Below are 16,000 nucleotides of genomic sequence, written 5' to 3' on the forward strand. Positions count from 1 at the left end.
GCGTGGCCACGAGACAACATTGTTGACGAGGAAGGGCGTCCAGAAGCCGTTGGTGGACGGGAGGCACGCCAACGGGGAGGGCGCCTCGTTGCCTCCTTGCGCTGGACGCGACCCTCCCATGGACCACCTGGAAGACAGCACTTGGATGTCGGCTCCGCTCGCCCGGGAAGAGGGCACGCGGCCCGAAGGGTATGCCTTCGCGGACGAAGAGGGTGGCAGCCCGCTCGGCATCCTGGAGGCGGTCTTCCTCAGCATGGGAGATGGCGTGTCGGTGGTGAACCGGCACGGCCGGTTCATCCTCCTCAACCCGATGGCCCAGCAGATGTTCGGCGCCCTGCCTCCGCCGCAGATGCCAATGTCCCAGTGGTCGAAGTACTTCGGGCTCTACCTCCCCGACACCGTGACGCCCTATCCCACCGAGCAGCTGCCGCTCAGCCGCGCCCTGCTGCGTGGCGAGGCGGTGGACCAGGCGGAGCTCTACGTCCGCAACGCCCGCCACCCCAAGGGGCTCTGGCTGCTGGTGGGCGCGCGAGTGCTCACCGACCCGGCGGGAGATGCGTACGGCGCGGTGTCCGTGTTCCGGGACATCACCGCCATCAAACAGACGGAGGCCGCGCTTCGCGCGGAGGAGGAGAAGTTCCGCAGCCTCTACAAGCACACGCCCGCGATGATGCACTCCATCGACCCAAAGGGCCGGCTGCTCAGCGTCAGCGAGTTCTGGCTGCGCACCCTGGGCTATTCGCGCGAGGAGGTCCTGGGCCGCCGCTCCGTGGACTTCTTCACGCCGGAGTCTCGCCGGTACGCGACCGAGCACGTCCTGCCAGCGTTCTACAAGACGGGCATCTGCAAGGACGTGCCGTACCAGATTCTGAAGAAGAACGGCGAGGTGGTCGACGTCCTCCTCTCCGCCATCTCGGAGCGGGACGCGTCGGGCCGGATGGTTCGTTCGCTCGCGGTGCTGACCGACGTGACGGAGCGCAAGCGCGCCGAGGACGCGCTCGCCGAGAGCGAGAAGCGGCTGCGCGCCATCCTGGACAACGCCAACGCCGTGTTCTTCATCCTCGACCGACAGGAGCGCTACATCTTCGTGAACCGCGAGTGGGAGCGGCTCTTCCACCACACGCTCCAGGAGGTCGCTGGCAAGTCCACGTTGGACCTCTTCTCCGGGCCGCTGGCGGCGCGCTTCCATGAGACGAGCCAGGCTGTCTTCACCACCGGGGAGCTCGTCCAGCGGGAGGAGCGCATCCCCCTGGAAGACGGCGTCCACACCCACCTCACGCAGAAGTTCCCGCTCATCGACTCGTCGGGCACGATGTACGCGCTGTGCGGCATCTCCACCGACGTCACCGAGCTCAAGCAGCTGGAGCTGGGGCAGCGCTTCCTGTCGGAGGCCAGCCAGGCGCTGGTGACGTCGCTCGACTCGGAGACCACGCTCCAGCGCGTGGCGGAGTTGTCCGTCCCTACCTTGGGCGAGCTGTGCGTCGTCTCCCTGTTGGACAAGGACGCGGCGCTGCGCCCCGTGGCCGTGGCCGCCAGTTCACCCGAAGGGGGCCGCACCGTTCGCGAGTTCCTCCAGGCCCATCCCCCCGCCTCCAGTCGGCGGGAGGGGCCCTACGGGGTGCTGGAGACGGGACGCTCGGAGTCGTCCCCGGATGCCGTGGGCTTGCTGGACCCGGAGGGGCTCCAGGACGAGCGGTGGAGCGCGGTGAGGGCGCTGAGCGCTCGGGCCGCCCTGAATGTCCCGCTGCGGGCGCGGGGCCCCATCCTGGGCGTGCTGTCCGTCGTCTCGGCGCAGCCGGGGCGTCCGTATGGCCCCCGCGAATGGGCATTGGCCGAGGAGCTGGGGCAGCGCGCCGCCTTCGCCATCGAGAACGCCGAGCTCTATCGCAAGGCCCAGGAGTCCATCCGCGGTCGCGACGAGTTCCTGTCGATTGCCTCGCATGAGCTGAAGACGCCCGTCACCTCCATGAAGCTGCGCGTGCAGCAGCTGACGCGCACCCTGACTCGGCAGGAGTCCGGCCAGATTCCCGTGGAGAAGGTGGCCGCCATGCTGGATGTCTTCGGGGACCAGCTCCGGCGGCTGTCGCACCTGGTGGAGCACCTGCTGGACGTGTCGCGCGTCAACGAGAGCCAGGTGGACCTGCGGCGCGAGGACATGGACCTGGCGGCGGTGGCCCGCGACGTCACGGGACACCTGCGGGGGCAGATGGGCCGGGCGGGCTGCGTGTTCAAGCTGGTGGCGCCCGCGCCTGTCCTGGGGCGGTGGGATCGGCTCCGGATAGAGCAGGTGATGATCAACCTGCTGACCAACGCGCTGAAGTACGGCGCGGGCGCGCCCATCCGCATGGAGGTGTCCCGCGTCGGGGAGGACGCTCGCATCCGCATCCAGGACCATGGCATGGGCATTCCCCTGGAGGCACAGTCGCGCATCTTCGAGCGCTTCGAGCGCGCCGCGTCCCGCAACTACGGAGGCCTGGGGTTGGGGCTCTTCATCACCCGGCGGCTCGTGGAGGCGCACGGCGGGACGATTCGCGTCGAAAGCCTGCCCGGGAAGGGCGCCACCTTCATCGTCGACCTCCCTCCGGAGCCCGCGCACCCGTGACTGGAGGCGCACGGAGGGGCAGACTGTGGCCACTGCATGCACACGCTCGACGCCGAACTCGACACCGCCCGCCGCGTTGCCCGCCAGGCGGGCGCCATCCTCCTGGAGGTCTACGCCACGCGCTTCGCCGTCCATGACAAGGCGGATGGCATGGGGCCCGTCACCGAGGCCGACGAGCGCGCCAACGCCTTCATCGTGGAAGCGCTGCGCGCCGCCTTCCCGTCGGACGGCGTGGTGGCCGAGGAGTCCGACAACACCTCCGGCGCGAGCCGCTTCGAGCGCTGCTGGTTCGTGGACCCCATGGACGGCACGCAGGAGTTCGTCAACCGCAACGGGGAGTTCGCCATCCACATCGGGCTCGCCATCGCGGGGAAGGCCACGCTGGGCGTCGTGTACCGGCCCGTCGGAGACACGCTGTACGGGGGCGTGGTGGGGCAGGGCGGCTTCGTGGAGGACGCGAAGGGGCGCCGTGCCCTGCGGGTGTCGGACACGGCGGAGCCGTCCGCGCTGCGGCTGGTGGTGTCCCGCTCACACCGCTCGCGCCTGACGGACGCGGTGGCCCGGCGGCTGGGCATCACCCATGAGCAGGCGTGTGGTTCGGTGGGCCTCAAGTGCGGCCTGCTGGCGGAGGCCGCTTGCGACCTCTACCTGCACGTCAGCGACAAGAGCTACCGCTGGGACAACTGCGCCCCCGAAGCCGTGCTGCGCGCGGCGGGCGGCATCCTCACGGACCTGGGTGGGACGCCGTATGCCTATGACGGTTCGGAGCTCCAGAACCGCCGAGGGCTGCTGGCCTGCAACGCCGCCGCCTTCGAGCGCGTGGCGCCCGTGGTGGCCGGGTTCGCCCGCGAGGCCGGCCTCCTTCGCTGAGGCCTCGCGGACGGGCGCGCGCGTCAGGACGCCGTCGTCTCGCAGCGCTGGATGATGGTGCGAAGTTGGGACTGCACGCCGGACAGCATGCTGCGCAGCCGCGCGTGGCGGAGCGAGCCGGCCAGCGCGTTGGAGAGGGCCTGGAGCACGGAGACCTCCATCGGCGGCCACTGGCGCTCCGTCCTGCAGTCGTCGAAGCCCACGAAGCCCCACCACTCGCCGCCCACGGTGATGGGGCAGACCAGCAGCGAACGGATGTCCTGGCTCTCCAGCAGCTCCCGGGCGGGCGACGCGAACTCCCGGGGCGGTCCCTGGATGGCCTTGCCCGAGGACAGCGGCCCGACCCAGGAGGGGAGGACCTCCGCGTAGGAGACGTTCTGGAGCTCGGGGTTGTCCAACTGCGCGGAGGCCGCGGCCGCGGTCCACTCGTAGCGCTGGTGGCACAGCGCCTCGCCCGTGGGGCTGGTGGCGTTCTCGAAGATGTAGACGCGGTCGACGTCGAGCGCGACGCCCACCTTGCCCAGGGCCTCCGAGACGGTCGCGGTCTCGAAGCCGCGCTCCAGGAGCAGCTGCGACACGTTCATGATTGCTGCGAAAGCCTTCGAGGCCATGGGGTCTGCTCCAGGTGGGGGCGCCTGTTGTCTTGCAGGTCGGGGGGAACCTGGAGCGGAGCGTTGCATGCGGGCGCACCCATGGGTCAAGGCACGGTGTGCGCGGCGCCGTGGACTCGCACCGGGAGTCGTCAGCCCTGCTCCACGGCGCGTCGCAGCTCGGCGAAAAGGCGGCCCAGCGCGTCCAGTTGGTAGTGCGCGTTGAGCCCGCTGGGATTGGGAAGCACCCACAAGCGCGTGTCGCCCAGGCGCTCGGGTTGCGAGCCCAGCGCGGCCTTGGGACGGCCAAAGGCGATGCGGTAGGCGCTCACGCCCAGCACCGCGAGGTAGCGGGGCTGGTAGCGCGCCACCTTGGCGTCCAGCGCCTTCGCGCCCTGGGCCAGCTCGGCGGGGTTCAGCAGGTCCGCGGTGGCGGTGGCGCGGTCCACCACGTTGGTGATGCCGTAGCCCAGCGCGAGCAAGGCGGCCTGCTCCGTGGGCTGGAACGTGTGCGGGGTGATGCCCGCGGCGTGCAGCGTGGGCCAGAAGCGGTTGCCGGGCCGCGCGAAGTGGTAGCCCACCACCGCGGAGTAGAGGCTGGGGTTGATGCCACAAAAGAGCACGCGCAGCCGGGGCGCGATGACGTCCGGCATGGTGCGACCGGTGGCTGCGTCCAGCTCATCTCGTGAGGGGCGACGGAGCGGAGTCATGGGGGCGCATCTTCGCGAGCCTACCTGGGAAGGCAACCCCCTAGGGCCCCATGCGGCGGGTGGGGTGTTGCCCGTGGGACGGAGCGACCTGGCGCGCTCGGGTGGCTGGCGAAGGCGCGTGGGGTGGGGCAGGCTCTGCGCTTTCGCGTCCATGCACCCAGGAGGCTCTTCGCAATGCCACACATCGTCACCCTGACGCTCAACCCGACCATTGACGTGGCCACGTCCGTGCCGGAGGTCACCCCGGAGCACAAGCTGCGCTGTGGCCCCGTGAGCAGGGACCCGGGTGGGGGCGGCATCAACGTGGCGCGGGTGGTGCGGGAGCTGGGCGGTGAGTCCATCGCCGTCTACACGCGGGGCGGGGCCACCGGGAGCCTGCTGGAGGAGCTCCTGGAGGCCAAGGGGTTGCTGCGCCGCTCCGTGCCGTTGCGGGACGGGACCCGGGAGAGCTTCACGGTGGCGGAGGGCACGGGGGCGCGCGAGTACCGCTTCATCCTGCCGGGGCCCACGCTGTCCGAGCTCGAGTGGCAGCGCTGCCTCGACGCATTGGAGGACGTGGCAGTGGGCGCGGCCTTCATCGTCGCCAGCGGCAGCCTGGCGCCCGGCGTGCCGGAGGACTTCTATGCCCGCGTGGCCCGGCTGGGGAAGCGCCTGGGCGTGCGCGTGGTGGTGGACACCAACGGGCCGCCGCTGCGGGCCGCGCTGGAAGAGGGCGTGTTCATGGCCAAGCCCAACCGCCGCGAGCTGCGGGACTTGAGCGGCGTGTCAACGGAGGACTTCGCCACCCAGGCCGCCGCGGCCCGCGAGCTGGTGGCCCAGGGCCGCGCCGAGGTGCTGGCGGTGTCCATGGGCGCGGACGGCGCGCTGGTGACGACGCGCTCCGCCCAGTTCCGGGCCACGCCGCCTCCGGTGCGGACGCGCAGCTCGGTGGGCGCGGGTGACAGCTTTGTCGCGGGGATGACGCTCGCGCTCGCGCGGGGCCAGCCCACGGAGGACGCGCTGCGCTGGGGCATCGCCTCCGGGACGGCCGCGCTGCTCACCCAGGGAACGGACCTGTGCTGCCGGGCGGACGTGGAGCGGCTCTTCGCCCAGGTGAAGGCGGAGCCGGTGTCGCGTCCGTAGGCGTCCGTGCCGCCGTGAGAGAGGGCTCGTCCCCTCTCTCTCGGGGTGGAGCGGGCAAGCTCGGGCGGCGGGAAGGCCTGGGTGTTAATTCGACGGGCATGGCTTTCCAAGACCGCTCGAACGCACTGCAGGCGCTAGAGGCCGAGTTCCAGACGGAGAAGGCCTCCTCGCTCCGGAAATTGGAAGTGAAGCTGGAGGAGACGCTGCGGGAGCTGTCCGAGGTGGAACGTCAACTGAGCTCCCCCCCGACCGCCGATCGGCGCGCGCGGATTGCCCGCCACCAGGCCCTGCGCAAGGAAGCCGAGCACCAGCGCTGGTGCTTCATGGTGCAGCGGGAGGCGTGTGGCTTCGTCAGCCACGACGACCTCGACCTGTACTACCCACTGCCTCCGTCCTGGAGGGAGTGAGCGCGGCTCAGCTCGTGGTGCGCCAGGCGGCCACCGCGAACAGGAGCCAGCCGGCGAGGAAGCCCAGGCCGCCTATCGGGGTGATGGCCCCCAGCACGCGCACGCCGGAGAGCGCGAGCGCATAGAGGCTGCCAGAGAACAGGACGATGCCCACCAGCATCGCCCAGCCGGCGCCGTTGAGCAGGGACGAGGGGCGGAGGTGCCCCAGCAAGCCCACGGCCACCAGTCCCAGCGCGTGGTACATGTGGTAGCGCGCGCCCGTCTCGAAGATGACCTGGAGGTCTTGGGGCAGCCGGCTTCGCAGCGCATGCGCGCCGAAGGCCCCCGCGCTGACGGAGAGGAACGCGTTCACGGCACCCAGGACGAGCCACCACCGCATCATCGTTCGCCTTTCATCGTGAGTCGGACTGGTGCACGCTACACCGCCGTAGCCGGAGCGTCCTGGCCGACATCAACACCTGGGGCGCTCATAACAGAATGACCTCACCCAACTTCATTCCTTCCACGAAGCCGCTTCCCTTCGAGCTGCACCCGTCCTCCATCCAGGGCCTGGGCGCCTTCGCCATCCGCCGCATCCGCAAGGGCACGCGCATCATCGAGTACCTCGGTGAGCGCATCACCCAGGCAGAGGCGGACACCCGCTACGACGACGAGGCGATGGCGCGGCACCACACGTTCCTGTTCAACCTCGACAAGCGGACGGTGCTGGACGCGGGGACGGTTCACAACGAGGCGCGCTACATCAACCACTCGTGTGCGCCCAACTGCGAAGCCCTCATCGACAAGGGCCACATCTACATCTACGCCCTCACCACCATCGAGCCCGGTGATGAGCTGGTGTACGACTACGGCTACGAGCGCACCGAGGACATGGGGCCGGACGCCGAGGCGCTCTACGTCTGCCGCTGCGGCGCGCCCCAGTGCCGGGGCACCATCCTGGCCCCGGAGAAGAAGGCGCCGGCCCGGAAGAAGCCCGCCGGGAAGTCCGCGTCGAAGTCCAAGTCCCGGAGCAAGAAGGACGCGGGGGCCAAGAAGGCGGCGGGGAAGAAGTCCTCCGCCGACACCCGCAAGTCGACGAAGCGGGCGAAGTCGCCCAGCCGCAAGCGTGCGGGCTGAACCTGTTCGCGGGGGCCGCGCCCTCCCCATGCGGGAGGGCCTGACCTCCTGCGAAGGCCTTGGGGCTTCGTTGACGGAGTGGGGGGCTGGCGAGGTGCCCGATATCGGTGAGGCAAGTCGTCCGGGACATGCGTGCCCCGGCGTAGACTCCTCCGCGTGAACGACGTCCTCCATTTCCTGCTCACCGAATCCGCCGAGCCCACCGTCCTCGACTCCGTGGAGGACTGGTGGCGGCGTCACCTGGCGCTGTCCTCCCGCTTCACCGCGCCCGCCGACCTGGCGCTGGCCGGGGGCTTCCTCGCGGACCGGCTGGGGTTCGCCTTCGCGTCCGGCTACCACGCCGCGCACCGGTGCTTGTTCCCGGCGCTTCCTGCCGAACGTCCCATCGCCCTGTGCGCCACGGAGCCGGGCGGCGCGCATCCCAACGCCATCGAGACGCGGCTGACGGAGACCGGCGCGGGCCTCCGCCTGTCGGGCACCAAGACGTTCGTCACGCTGGGCACGCGCGCGGAGCTGCTGCTGGTGGTGGCTTCAGAGGGGCAGGACGCCCAGGGCCGCAACCGCCTGCGCATGGTGGCCGTGGACGCGAAGCGGCCCGGTGTACGGCTGACCGCGCTCCCAGAGCTGCCCTTCATCCCCGAGGTGCCCCACGCGGAGCTGTCGCTGGCGGACGTGGCGGTGGCCCCGGAGGACGTGCTGCCCGGAGACGGCTACGCGCGCTACCTCAAGCCCTTCCGCACCGTGGAGGACTGCCACGTCCAGCTCGCGATGCTGGGCTGGCTGCTCCAGGTGGGGCGCCGCTTCGGTTGGCCGGACGACGTGCGTGAGGAGCTGCTCGCCCTGGCGGTGATGATGCGAGGACTGGCTCAACTGGACCCGGAGGCGGCGTCCACGCACATCGCCCTGGGCGGCGGGCTCGCGTTGACGAAGCGCGCGGTGCTGGAGCGGTGCGAGCCGCTCTGGGCCGCCGCGGATGCGATCACGCAAGCGCGCTGGACCCGGGACCGCGTGCTGCTGGGCGTCGCCGGCAAGGTGCGCGCGAAGCGGCTGGTGGCGGCCCGGCAGCGTCTCCAGGACGCTTGAAAACGAAGGGCCGGGACTCCACGAAGGAGTGCCCGGCCCCGGTGCTACCGCTGCGTGGTGGCGGTGCTCAGTAGCGCCCGCCGCCCACGGCGGAGACGATGGCGGAGAGGACGCGGTTCTCCACGCCCCACACGGCCTTGTTCAGGCCCTTGATGCCCGCGCCTCGCAGGTAGTCGGTGAAGTCGTGCAGCGCGGTGGATCGCTGCATGCCCTCGCCCTTGGCCGCGTAGAGCAGCGGCGTGTTGGGCGCGCCCGTCAGGCCCAGGTCCGGCACGGCCTCGGACAGCTTCTGCGGGTCGATGCCCGTCGCGGCGGACATCATCGCCACGGTGAACTTGTGCACCGGCAGGTCGCGCACGTTCGGGACCTTCTTGTAGACCTTCGCCTTCGTCTTCTCGTCGCTGGCGAGGCTCTCCAGCGGCACGTTCGCCATGGCGATGAGTTGCTCGTTCGTCACGTGCTTGCTGTCGAGGATGGCCCGGCTGAACAGGCTGGCCGCGGTGTCACCCTTGATGGTGATGTTGTTCGCGTCCGGGTTCGACTGGAGCCGCGACACCATGGACCGCACCGCGCGGCCCACCTCGGTGTCCGGGCCCCCACGCCACGCGCCGGGAATCGGCTGCGCCGCCACGGCCGGGCGCGCCCGGGCCGCGGACTCGAAGGAGTTCACCTGCGTGTGGCCGACGGCGGTGGCACGGGCCACGTTGGCCGCCTGCCGAGCCTCCGGCTGGGCCCGCTCGGGCGCGGTGGTGGGGTTCGAGATGACGCGGGGGCGGCTGTCGATGCGGGACATGGCCAGGGGGCTCCGGGAAAATCAGCTTGTCGGTGATTATCGCAAGTCAGCTGTAAAGGTTGCGTGGGGCGCTATGTTCCACCGCGATGAAGGCCTTCCCCAAAGAGTTCGCTGACTGGCTGACCCCCCGAGGCCGCCGCATCCTCGACGGCAAGGCGCGTGACGTGGTGGGCGCGCTGCTCGACCCGGCGCGCCCCTTCGTGTCGCTCCAGGGGGTCATCGACCCTCGCCGTGCCGCCGCATGCCGCGATGCGTTGGACGCCGCGATGCGCGAGACGATGGTGCCCATGGAGGACCCGATTCCGGCGGACTCCATCTCCGGGCAGACGATGAACTACATGGAGCTGCTGCCCAAGACGGTGCGGGTGAGCACGGCGTTGCTGGAGAGCCGCCGCTCCCGCTCGTGGCGCGCGGCGGAGTCCGTGGGGCTGACCGACATGCTGCGCTCGGACACCTTCGCCGGGTTCGCCGCGGCGGTGACGGGCCGGGCGCTGCGGCGCAAGTGGGGCATCCAGGCGCTGTGCTACGGGCCGGGGGACTACTCCGGGCCCCACAATGACCACCACCCGGAGGAGCCCGAGGCCCGGGACGGCTACGTGGACATGCACATCAGCCTCACGCTGCCGGGGGTGGACCACCAGTACCTCGTCTATGCCCAGGACGGGCACCTCTCCGAGATGACGCGCGTCAGCACCGTGGGCGGCATCACCGTGTATCGGCTGCCTTTCTGGCACTACACGACGCCGCTGCTGGCCCGGAAGGGGAAGGAGGCGGCGTCCCGCAGGTGGGTGTTGTTGGGCACCTTCCTGGACGCGGCCCCGGGGGCCCGGCCCGCGACCACCATCCTCCCCGCACGGGCTCCCGAGAAACGCCCGCCCGCCCGGTAGGCGGGTGACTTTCGGGAGTGGCGGCGGGGCCGGACGGCGTTAGCTTGGGGCGCCCTATGAGCCCCACCGATACCGACGCCCTGGCCGGAGACCTCCTCGAGTACATCGACGCCTCGCCCACGCCGTACCACGCGGTGCGCGAGTCGGCCCGCCGTCTGACGCAGGCGGGCTACCGCCAGTTGGACGAGCGCGAGCCCTGGACGCTGGAGCCCGGCGCCCGCGTGTTCATCACGCGGGGGGACACGAGCATCGCCGCCTTCCACCTGGGCACCCAGCCCGTGGACCGGGCGGGCTTCCGGCTGGTGGGTTCGCACACGGACTCTCCCAACCTGCGGGTGAAGCCGAACGCGGCGGTGACGAAGAACGGCTACCAGCAGCTCGGCGTGGAAGTCTACGGCGGGGTGCTGCTGCACACCTGGACGGACCGTGACTTGTCGCTCGCCGGCCGCGTCATGGTGATGGTGGAGGGCCGCCCGCAGCGGCACCTGGTGGACTTCCGCCGGCCGCTGCTGCGCGTGCCCAACCTGGCCATCCACCTCAACCGCGGGGTGAACTCGGAGGGGGTCAAGCTGAACGCGCAGGAGCACATGGTGCCGGTGCTGGGCCTGGAGCGCGCGGGCGCCGCGGAGCTGCACGGGCTGCTGCTGGAGGAACTGGCCAAGGGCGGCGTGAAGGCGCAGGCGGGGGACATCCTCGGCTACGACTTGTGCCTCTATGACTTGCAGCCGTCCATCCGCTCGGGCGCGCACGGCGAGTTCCTCCACGCGCCGCGCCTGGACAACCTGGCCAGCTGCCACGCCAGCCTGTCCGCGCTGCTCTCCAGCAGCGCCTCGCGCGAGGCCACCAGCGGCGTCATCCTGTTCGACCACGAGGAGGTGGGCAGCCGCAGCGCGCAGGGCGCCGCGTCCCCCTTCCTGCGCACGCTGCTGGAGCGCCTGACGCTGGCGCACTCCGACGGCAAGCCGGACGCGTTCCACCGCGCCATCGCGCACTCGTTCCTGGTGAGCGCGGACATGGCGCACGCCATCCACCCCAACTACGCGTCCATGCACGAGCCCAAGCACCAGCCGCACATGGGCGCGGGCCCGGTCATCAAGTCGAACGCGAATCAGTCCTACGCCACGGATGGCGAGTCGTGGGCCTTCTTCACGGCGCTGTGCCGCGAGGCCGGCGTGACGCCGCAGCACTTCGTCACCCGCACGGACCTGGGCTGCGGCAGCACCATTGGGCCCATCTCCGCGGGGCAGCTCGGCATCCGCACGGTGGACGTGGGCAACCCCATGCTGTCCATGCACTCCATCCGGGAGATGGCGTGCGCCACCGACGTGGCGCAGATGGTGGCCGTGCTGAGCCGCCTCTTCGCGTAGTCCCGCTGCCGCTCAGGAGACCGCGAGCGTCAGCCGGCGCTCGCGGGCTTCCGTCAGCGTGTGCGCGTCCAGCAGCACCGCCGTCTTCTCCGGTGGAGACAGCGGCTCCACGTCGTCGCCCAGCAGCTTGCGCCGCGCGGAGGCCAGCGCCATGGGCACGGCGGCCGGCGAGGGCTGGGACTCCAGCAGCGCCAGGTGCAGCGCGTGCGCCTTGGCATCGGAGAGGACGTGGTCCACCGCGTCCCGCACCGGCTCCAGCGCGTGCTCCTCGGCCACCGCTTGCGCCCGCGCCAGCACGCGCGGCGGCTCCGTCTCCTCGGGGATGACGAGCAGGCCCAGCCGCTCCAGCCACAGCCCCAGCGACGCGCGGGACGTGAAGACGGAGAGGGGGATGGACAGCAGCAGCCCGGCCACGACGGGCGACAGCCACAGCAGCAGCCCGGGCGACAGGAAGAACGCCACCGCTGACAGCACCCCGCCCACGGTGGTGTGAACAGCGTGCCGGCGGGCGGCCTCGGACCAGGGCAGGTCGGCGTCGTCGCGCTGCTGGCTGGACCACGTCACCTTGTAGCCGAGCAGCGTGCCGAAGACGAAGTGCGACTGGAACAGCATCATCACTGGCGCCATCAGCGTGGCCAGCACGCTCTCCAGCACCACGCTCAGCACCAGCCGCACCCGGCCGCCCATCCGCGCCGAGTCCCGCGAGCTGGCCAGCGCCAGCAGCAGCCCGAAGCACTTGGGCGCGAACAGCATGGCCATGGACACGGAGAACAGCCGCACCGCGCCCGTGGTGTCGAACGCCAGCGCCTCCGGGCCCAGGTCCTCCAGCAGGTGCGGGTTGGAGAACGACAGCCACCCGTCGTAGAGGCCGGCGATCAGCCCGGACATCAGGAACAGCAGCCACAGCGGGGACGCCGCGTAGGACATCACCCCCATCAGGAAGTGGCCCCGGCTGATGGGGTGCAGGCCGCCCGCGGCCACCAGGCTCAGGTGCTGGAGGTTGCCCTGGCACCAGCGCCTGTCTCGCTGCGCGTAGTCCAGCAGGCTCGGGGGCGGCTGCTCGAAGCTGCCGCCCAGCTCCGTCACCAGCCACACGGTGTAGCCGGCGCGGCGCATCAGCGCGGCCTCCACGAAGTCGTGGCTGAGGATGTGGCCGCCGAAGGGCTGCTGCCCGGGGAGCACGGGCAGGCCGCAGTGCTGGATGAAGGCCTCCGTGCGGATGATGGCGTTGTGGCCCCAGTAGTTGGACTCACCTAGCTGCCACGCCGCCGCGCCCGCGGCCACCACCGGCCCGTATACGCGCCCGGCGAACTGCTGCAGCCGGGCGAAGAGGGTGCTGCGGCCCACGTTCAGCGGCGGCGCCTGGAGGATGCCCGCGCGCGGGTTGAGCTCCATCAGCCGCGCCATCGTCACCAGCGTGCGGCCGTCCATCAGGCTGTCGGCGTCCAGCACAATCGTGAAGTCGTAGTGGCGTCCCCAGCGTTCGCAGAAGTCCTGGAGGTTGCCGGCCTTCTTGCCGGTGTTGTCCGTGCGGCGCCGGTAGAAGATGCGCCCCTGGCCGCCCACGCGGCGGCACAGGTCGGCCCAGGCGAGTTCCTCGGCGATCCACGCCTCCGGGCGGGTGGAGTCGCTGAGGATGTAGAAGTCGAAGGCGTCCAGCTGCCCGGTGGCCTCCACGGACTCGTAGGTGGCCTGCACGTTGGCGAAGACGGAGGCCGGGTCCTCGTTGTGGATTGGCATCACGACAGACGTCCGCGCGGTGAGCCGCGTGGCGGACTCCTCCGCCGTGGGCCAGCGCAGGCCGGGCAGCCGCTTGCTCACGGCGAGCTGGAGGAACCCCGCCACCGCCGTCCAGAAGGACAGGGCAATCCACCCGAAGCACAGCGCGAAGAGCACCAGCAGCGCGCCTTCGGGGATGGTGGTTCCGCGCGCGCTCAGCAGGCGGTGCATCTCCCAGATGCCCCCGAGGGTGGACACGGCGGCCAGGCCCAGGACGAAGAGGCGCCGGATGCCGGCGCTCTCCGGGGAGAACGAATGAGCGTGCATGGCGGAACCTCGCGAGGAATCTCCCGGAGCGGGAGGCGACGTCAGCGGGAGATGGACATGTCCGGCTGGCCGGCTCGCAGCCAGCGGCGCAGGCGTTCGCCCAGCGGCCACAGCACGAGCTGCTGCTCCGGCATCAGCGTGGCGACCTGCGCTGGCACCGGCACCGGCACCGCGGCGCGCAGGGCGCGGGACAGCTCGCGCGGCACCGCGTCCCGGGTGAGCACGGCGGCGCCGAAGCGCGCGCCGTCGCTGAGGACGAAGGCGGCGCGGCCACGCGTCAGCAACCGGCCCTCGCCCACCACGTCCATGTCCAGCACGCGCGTCAGCCAAGTCTCCACGCGGGCACGGGCCAGGGCCACGGCGGCCTGCGGCTTCACGTTGGACGCGGTGACCCCCTCCAGCGCCCAGGCGGCCAGCGCGGCCAGGTCCTCGGCGGCTTCGAAGCCGAAGCCCTGGAAGAAGGCGTCGAGCGCCACGCACGTCTCCGGACGGACCCAGTCGGTCGTCACGGAGGGGCAGGTGTTCGGCGTCGTCACGGAATCCATAGATAACTCCAGGTCTCGGTGAGGGTCTCCGAACCGCGCCGCAGGAACGCGCGCAGCTCGATGGGTTCACTGGTGCCCTCGGGCTCCAGTTCGAAGGTGGTGCGCCAACCACCGGAGGGTTCATGGCGCTGGATGGTGGAGCGCAGCACCTGGCCCTTGGCCGCGGTGATGACCGCTTCCACCGGCCCGTCCTCGGCGCGGGCGGTACGCGAGAAGTCGAGGATGAACCGGCGCGTGGCCGGCGTGACGCCTTCGCCCACGGGCATGCCCGGGGTGATGGCGGAGGTGATGCGCGTCGAGGTGACGACGCCGCCCGTGCTCTCCCAGGGCGACTTCGCGCCCCAGTGCAGGCGGTAGGCCACGCGCAGCGGCGTGCCGGGGGTGAGCGGCGCGTCCGGCACCCAGAAGGCGACGATGTTGTCGTGCGTCTCGTCCGGCGTCGGAATCTCCACCAGCCGCACCGCGCCGGGGCCCCACTCGCCCACGGGCTCCACCCACGCGCTGGGGCGGCGCTCGTAGCGGGCCTCCAGGTCCTCGTAGTTGTGGAAGGCCGTGTCGCGCTGCAGCAGGCCGAAGGCGCGCGGGTTCTCCGCGCGGAAGCTGGAGGTGCGCACCTGCCGCGGGTTCTGCAGCGGGCGCCACAGCTGCTCGCCGTCCCTGGACCAGACGAGGAGGCCGTCCGAGTCGTGGACCTCCGGCCGGAAGTCGTCGAACTTCGCGCGGTCGTTCTCACCGAACAGGTACATGCTGGTGAGCGGCGCCACGCCCAGGTTGTCGATGGTGCGGCGCGAGAAGAGGGTGGCCTGCACCTCCATCACCGTGTTCGAGCCCGGGGTGAGGGTGAAGCGGTACGCCCCGGTGATGCTGGGGCCGTCCATCAACGCGTGCACCACCACCTGGTCCGCGCCGGAGGCCGGGCGCTCCAGCCAGAACTCACGAAACTCCGGGAACTCCTCGGGGCTCGGCTGCGCGGTGTCGATGGCGATGCCCCGCGCGGAGAGGCCGTAGAGGTTGCCCTGCCCCAGCGAGCGGAAGTAGCTGGCGCCCTGGAACACCGCGAGCTCGTCGAAGATGTCCGGGCGGTTGAGCGGGTGGTGGAAGCGCAGGCCCGCGAAGCCGTCCACGCCGCTGCGAGGCAGGGACGCCTTGTTGACGACCTTGCCGTAGCTGAAGAGGTCCTGGGAGAAGCGCAGCGGCTGCGAGCGGCCCGCCTCCACGACGTTCATCACCACCGGGGACTGGAACAGGAAGCCCGGGTGGAAGAACTGCACCTGGAAGGGCAGGCCCGCGTCGCGCCAGTGCGCGCGCTCCGGACGGAAGCGGATGTCGCGGTACTGGTCGTAGCTGAGCTGCGTGTACGCCTTCGGCAGCGACTTCGGCGGCGCCTGATAGGGCCTGGCCGCCAGCGTCCGCGCGCGCTCCACCACCGTCTGCGTGGAGAAGGCCGCCGTGCCCTTCGTGGCCGCGCGCTGGGCCTTGGCCGGCGGCGCCGCCACGGCGGCGCCGCTCGACGCCACCGCCATGGCACACAGCCACGGCGCACCCAGCTTCAACGCTTTCTGCCGCAACGACGTCACGTCCGAGCGCCTCCGAGCGAGAGGTTCCGCCGAACGGCTCCGGTGTCCCGGACCTCGCCCGACCGCACGCTCCGCGTGGACTCGCGGTGCGGCGCGTCAGTGCCTCAGCAACCCGCGTACCAGCCCCGCAGGCCCGAATCCGCCGTCATGAAAACGCTGGGATTCCGGAGGGTTGGGAGCCGTGTGTCACTGGGAAGTCACGGAAAGCACACTCCGCGCATGCCTCCTGTAGACGGTTCCCTGCCCAGCGGTCGGGCGAGGTCCGGGACACCGGAGCCGTTCGGC

General features: G+C 71.0%; 15 protein-coding genes. 8 read left to right on the plus strand and 7 right to left on the minus strand.

The annotated features are described in order from the left end of the window. The first annotated feature begins 145 nt into the window (after positions 1-145). Together HV824_RS08190 and HV824_RS08195 are read left to right on the plus strand one after the other, a co-directional pair. Entirely contained in the window at positions 146-2,602 is a 2,457-nt protein-coding gene (locus HV824_RS08190; protein WP_255207855.1) for a PAS domain S-box protein, read from the plus strand. A gap of 36 nt (positions 2,603-2,638) precedes the next feature. After that, positions 2,639-3,472: a 3'(2'),5'-bisphosphate nucleotidase CysQ gene (locus HV824_RS08195; protein WP_176420755.1), complete on the plus strand. Its 834-nt coding sequence runs from the start codon at positions 2,639-2,641 to the stop codon at positions 3,470-3,472. A 23-nt stretch (positions 3,473-3,495) separates the two neighbouring features. Here the strand turns inward: HV824_RS08195 and HV824_RS08200 are convergent, their stop codons facing one another. Further along, positions 3,496-4,083, minus strand: a complete 588-nt coding sequence (locus HV824_RS08200) for a GAF domain-containing protein (protein WP_176420754.1) — start codon at positions 4,081-4,083, stop codon at positions 3,496-3,498. A gap of 131 nt (positions 4,084-4,214) precedes the next feature. Continuing rightward, entirely contained in the window at positions 4,215-4,715 is a 501-nt protein-coding gene (gene mug / locus HV824_RS08205) for a G/U mismatch-specific DNA glycosylase (protein WP_176420764.1), read from the minus strand. A 231-nt stretch (positions 4,716-4,946) separates the two neighbouring features. On the opposite strand from mug, the gene HV824_RS08210 reads away from it, so the two are divergent. Together HV824_RS08210 and HV824_RS08215 are read left to right on the plus strand one after the other, a co-directional pair. Continuing rightward, on the plus strand, positions 4,947-5,894 hold the full coding sequence (locus tag HV824_RS08210; RefSeq protein WP_176420753.1) for a 1-phosphofructokinase family hexose kinase: 948 nt from the start codon (positions 4,947-4,949) through the stop codon (positions 5,892-5,894). Between the two features lie 98 nt (positions 5,895-5,992). Then, complete coding sequence (locus HV824_RS08215) at positions 5,993-6,301, plus strand: hypothetical protein (RefSeq protein ID WP_176420752.1); 309 nt, start codon at positions 5,993-5,995, stop codon at positions 6,299-6,301. 7 nt (positions 6,302-6,308) lie between these two features. Here the strand turns inward: HV824_RS08215 and HV824_RS08220 are convergent, their stop codons facing one another. Then, positions 6,309-6,683: a DUF423 domain-containing protein gene (locus HV824_RS08220; RefSeq protein ID WP_176420751.1), complete on the minus strand. Its 375-nt coding sequence runs from the start codon at positions 6,681-6,683 to the stop codon at positions 6,309-6,311. 95 nt (positions 6,684-6,778) lie between these two features. Between HV824_RS08220 and HV824_RS08225 the strand changes: the two genes are divergently transcribed. Both HV824_RS08225 and HV824_RS08230 read left to right on the plus strand, forming a co-directional pair. Beyond that, entirely contained in the window at positions 6,779-7,417 is a 639-nt protein-coding gene (locus HV824_RS08225; RefSeq protein WP_176420750.1) for an SET domain-containing protein, read from the plus strand. Positions 7,418-7,573: 156 nt separating this feature from the next. Next, on the plus strand, positions 7,574-8,500 hold the full coding sequence (locus tag HV824_RS08230) for an acyl-CoA dehydrogenase family protein (protein WP_176420749.1): 927 nt from the start codon (positions 7,574-7,576) through the stop codon (positions 8,498-8,500). Positions 8,501-8,567: 67 nt separating this feature from the next. Here HV824_RS08230 and HV824_RS08235 read toward each other — a convergent pair whose 3' ends face one another. After that, complete coding sequence (locus HV824_RS08235; RefSeq protein ID WP_176420748.1) at positions 8,568-9,293, minus strand: hypothetical protein; 726 nt, start codon at positions 9,291-9,293, stop codon at positions 8,568-8,570. 86 nt (positions 9,294-9,379) lie between these two features. On the opposite strand from HV824_RS08235, the gene HV824_RS08240 reads away from it, so the two are divergent. Together HV824_RS08240 and HV824_RS08245 are read left to right on the plus strand one after the other, a co-directional pair. Further along, positions 9,380-10,180, plus strand: coding sequence for a hypothetical protein (locus HV824_RS08240; protein ID WP_176420747.1), 801 nt, complete (start codon positions 9,380-9,382; stop codon positions 10,178-10,180). A 56-nt stretch (positions 10,181-10,236) separates the two neighbouring features. Beyond that, the gene (locus HV824_RS08245; protein ID WP_176420746.1) at positions 10,237-11,547 is read left to right on the plus strand and encodes a M18 family aminopeptidase; all 1,311 of its coding nucleotides are present in this window, start codon (positions 10,237-10,239) and stop codon (positions 11,545-11,547) included. 12 nt (positions 11,548-11,559) lie between these two features. On the opposite strand, the gene mdoH is transcribed toward HV824_RS08245, so the two are convergent. Genes mdoH through HV824_RS08260 form a run of 3 tightly spaced genes read right to left on the minus strand, consistent with a single transcriptional unit; the run spans position 11,560 to position 15,715 of the window. Then, the gene (gene mdoH / locus HV824_RS08250; protein WP_176420745.1) at positions 11,560-13,593 is read right to left on the minus strand and encodes a glucans biosynthesis glucosyltransferase MdoH; all 2,034 of its coding nucleotides are present in this window, start codon (positions 13,591-13,593) and stop codon (positions 11,560-11,562) included. A 41-nt stretch (positions 13,594-13,634) separates the two neighbouring features. Continuing rightward, entirely contained in the window at positions 13,635-14,138 is a 504-nt protein-coding gene (locus tag HV824_RS08255) for a hypothetical protein (protein WP_176420744.1), read from the minus strand. After that, positions 14,126-15,715: a glucan biosynthesis protein gene (locus HV824_RS08260; protein ID WP_176420743.1), complete on the minus strand. Its 1,590-nt coding sequence runs from the start codon at positions 15,713-15,715 to the stop codon at positions 14,126-14,128. Before HV824_RS08260 ends, HV824_RS08255 begins: the two co-directional genes overlap by 13 nt. Between the last annotated feature and the right edge of the window lie 285 nt (positions 15,716-16,000).

The organism is Myxococcus sp. AM009, from assembly GCF_013372605.1.
GTDB lineage: Bacteria > Myxococcota > Myxococcia > Myxococcales > Myxococcaceae > Myxococcus > Myxococcus vastator.

What these genes read in the sequence shown, in the direction of transcription:
- HV824_RS08200 (WP_176420754.1), bottom strand. Translation starts at nt 4,083, where the DNA reads ATGGCCTCGAAGGCTTTCGCAGCAATCATGAACGTGTCGCAGCTGCTC.
- mdoH (WP_176420745.1), bottom strand. Translation starts at nt 13,593, where the DNA reads ATGCACGCTCATTCGTTCTCCCCGGAGAGCGCCGGCATCCGGCGCCTC.
- HV824_RS08255 (WP_176420744.1), bottom strand. Translation starts at nt 14,138, where the DNA reads ATGGATTCCGTGACGACGCCGAACACCTGCCCCTCCGTGACGACCGAC.
- HV824_RS08225 (WP_176420750.1), top strand. Translation starts at nt 6,779, where the DNA reads ATGACCTCACCCAACTTCATTCCTTCCACGAAGCCGCTTCCCTTCGAG.
- mug (WP_176420764.1), bottom strand. Translation starts at nt 4,715, where the DNA reads ATGCCGGACGTCATCGCGCCCCGGCTGCGCGTGCTCTTTTGTGGCATC.
- HV824_RS08240 (WP_176420747.1), top strand. Translation starts at nt 9,380, where the DNA reads ATGAAGGCCTTCCCCAAAGAGTTCGCTGACTGGCTGACCCCCCGAGGC.
- HV824_RS08245 (WP_176420746.1), top strand. Translation starts at nt 10,237, where the DNA reads ATGAGCCCCACCGATACCGACGCCCTGGCCGGAGACCTCCTCGAGTAC.
- HV824_RS08215 (WP_176420752.1), top strand. Translation starts at nt 5,993, where the DNA reads ATGGCTTTCCAAGACCGCTCGAACGCACTGCAGGCGCTAGAGGCCGAG.
- HV824_RS08190 (WP_255207855.1), top strand. Translation starts at nt 146, where the DNA reads ATGTCGGCTCCGCTCGCCCGGGAAGAGGGCACGCGGCCCGAAGGGTAT.
- HV824_RS08220 (WP_176420751.1), bottom strand. Translation starts at nt 6,683, where the DNA reads ATGATGCGGTGGTGGCTCGTCCTGGGTGCCGTGAACGCGTTCCTCTCC.
- HV824_RS08195 (WP_176420755.1), top strand. Translation starts at nt 2,639, where the DNA reads ATGCACACGCTCGACGCCGAACTCGACACCGCCCGCCGCGTTGCCCGC.
- HV824_RS08210 (WP_176420753.1), top strand. Translation starts at nt 4,947, where the DNA reads ATGCCACACATCGTCACCCTGACGCTCAACCCGACCATTGACGTGGCC.
- HV824_RS08235 (WP_176420748.1), bottom strand. Translation starts at nt 9,293, where the DNA reads ATGTCCCGCATCGACAGCCGCCCCCGCGTCATCTCGAACCCCACCACC.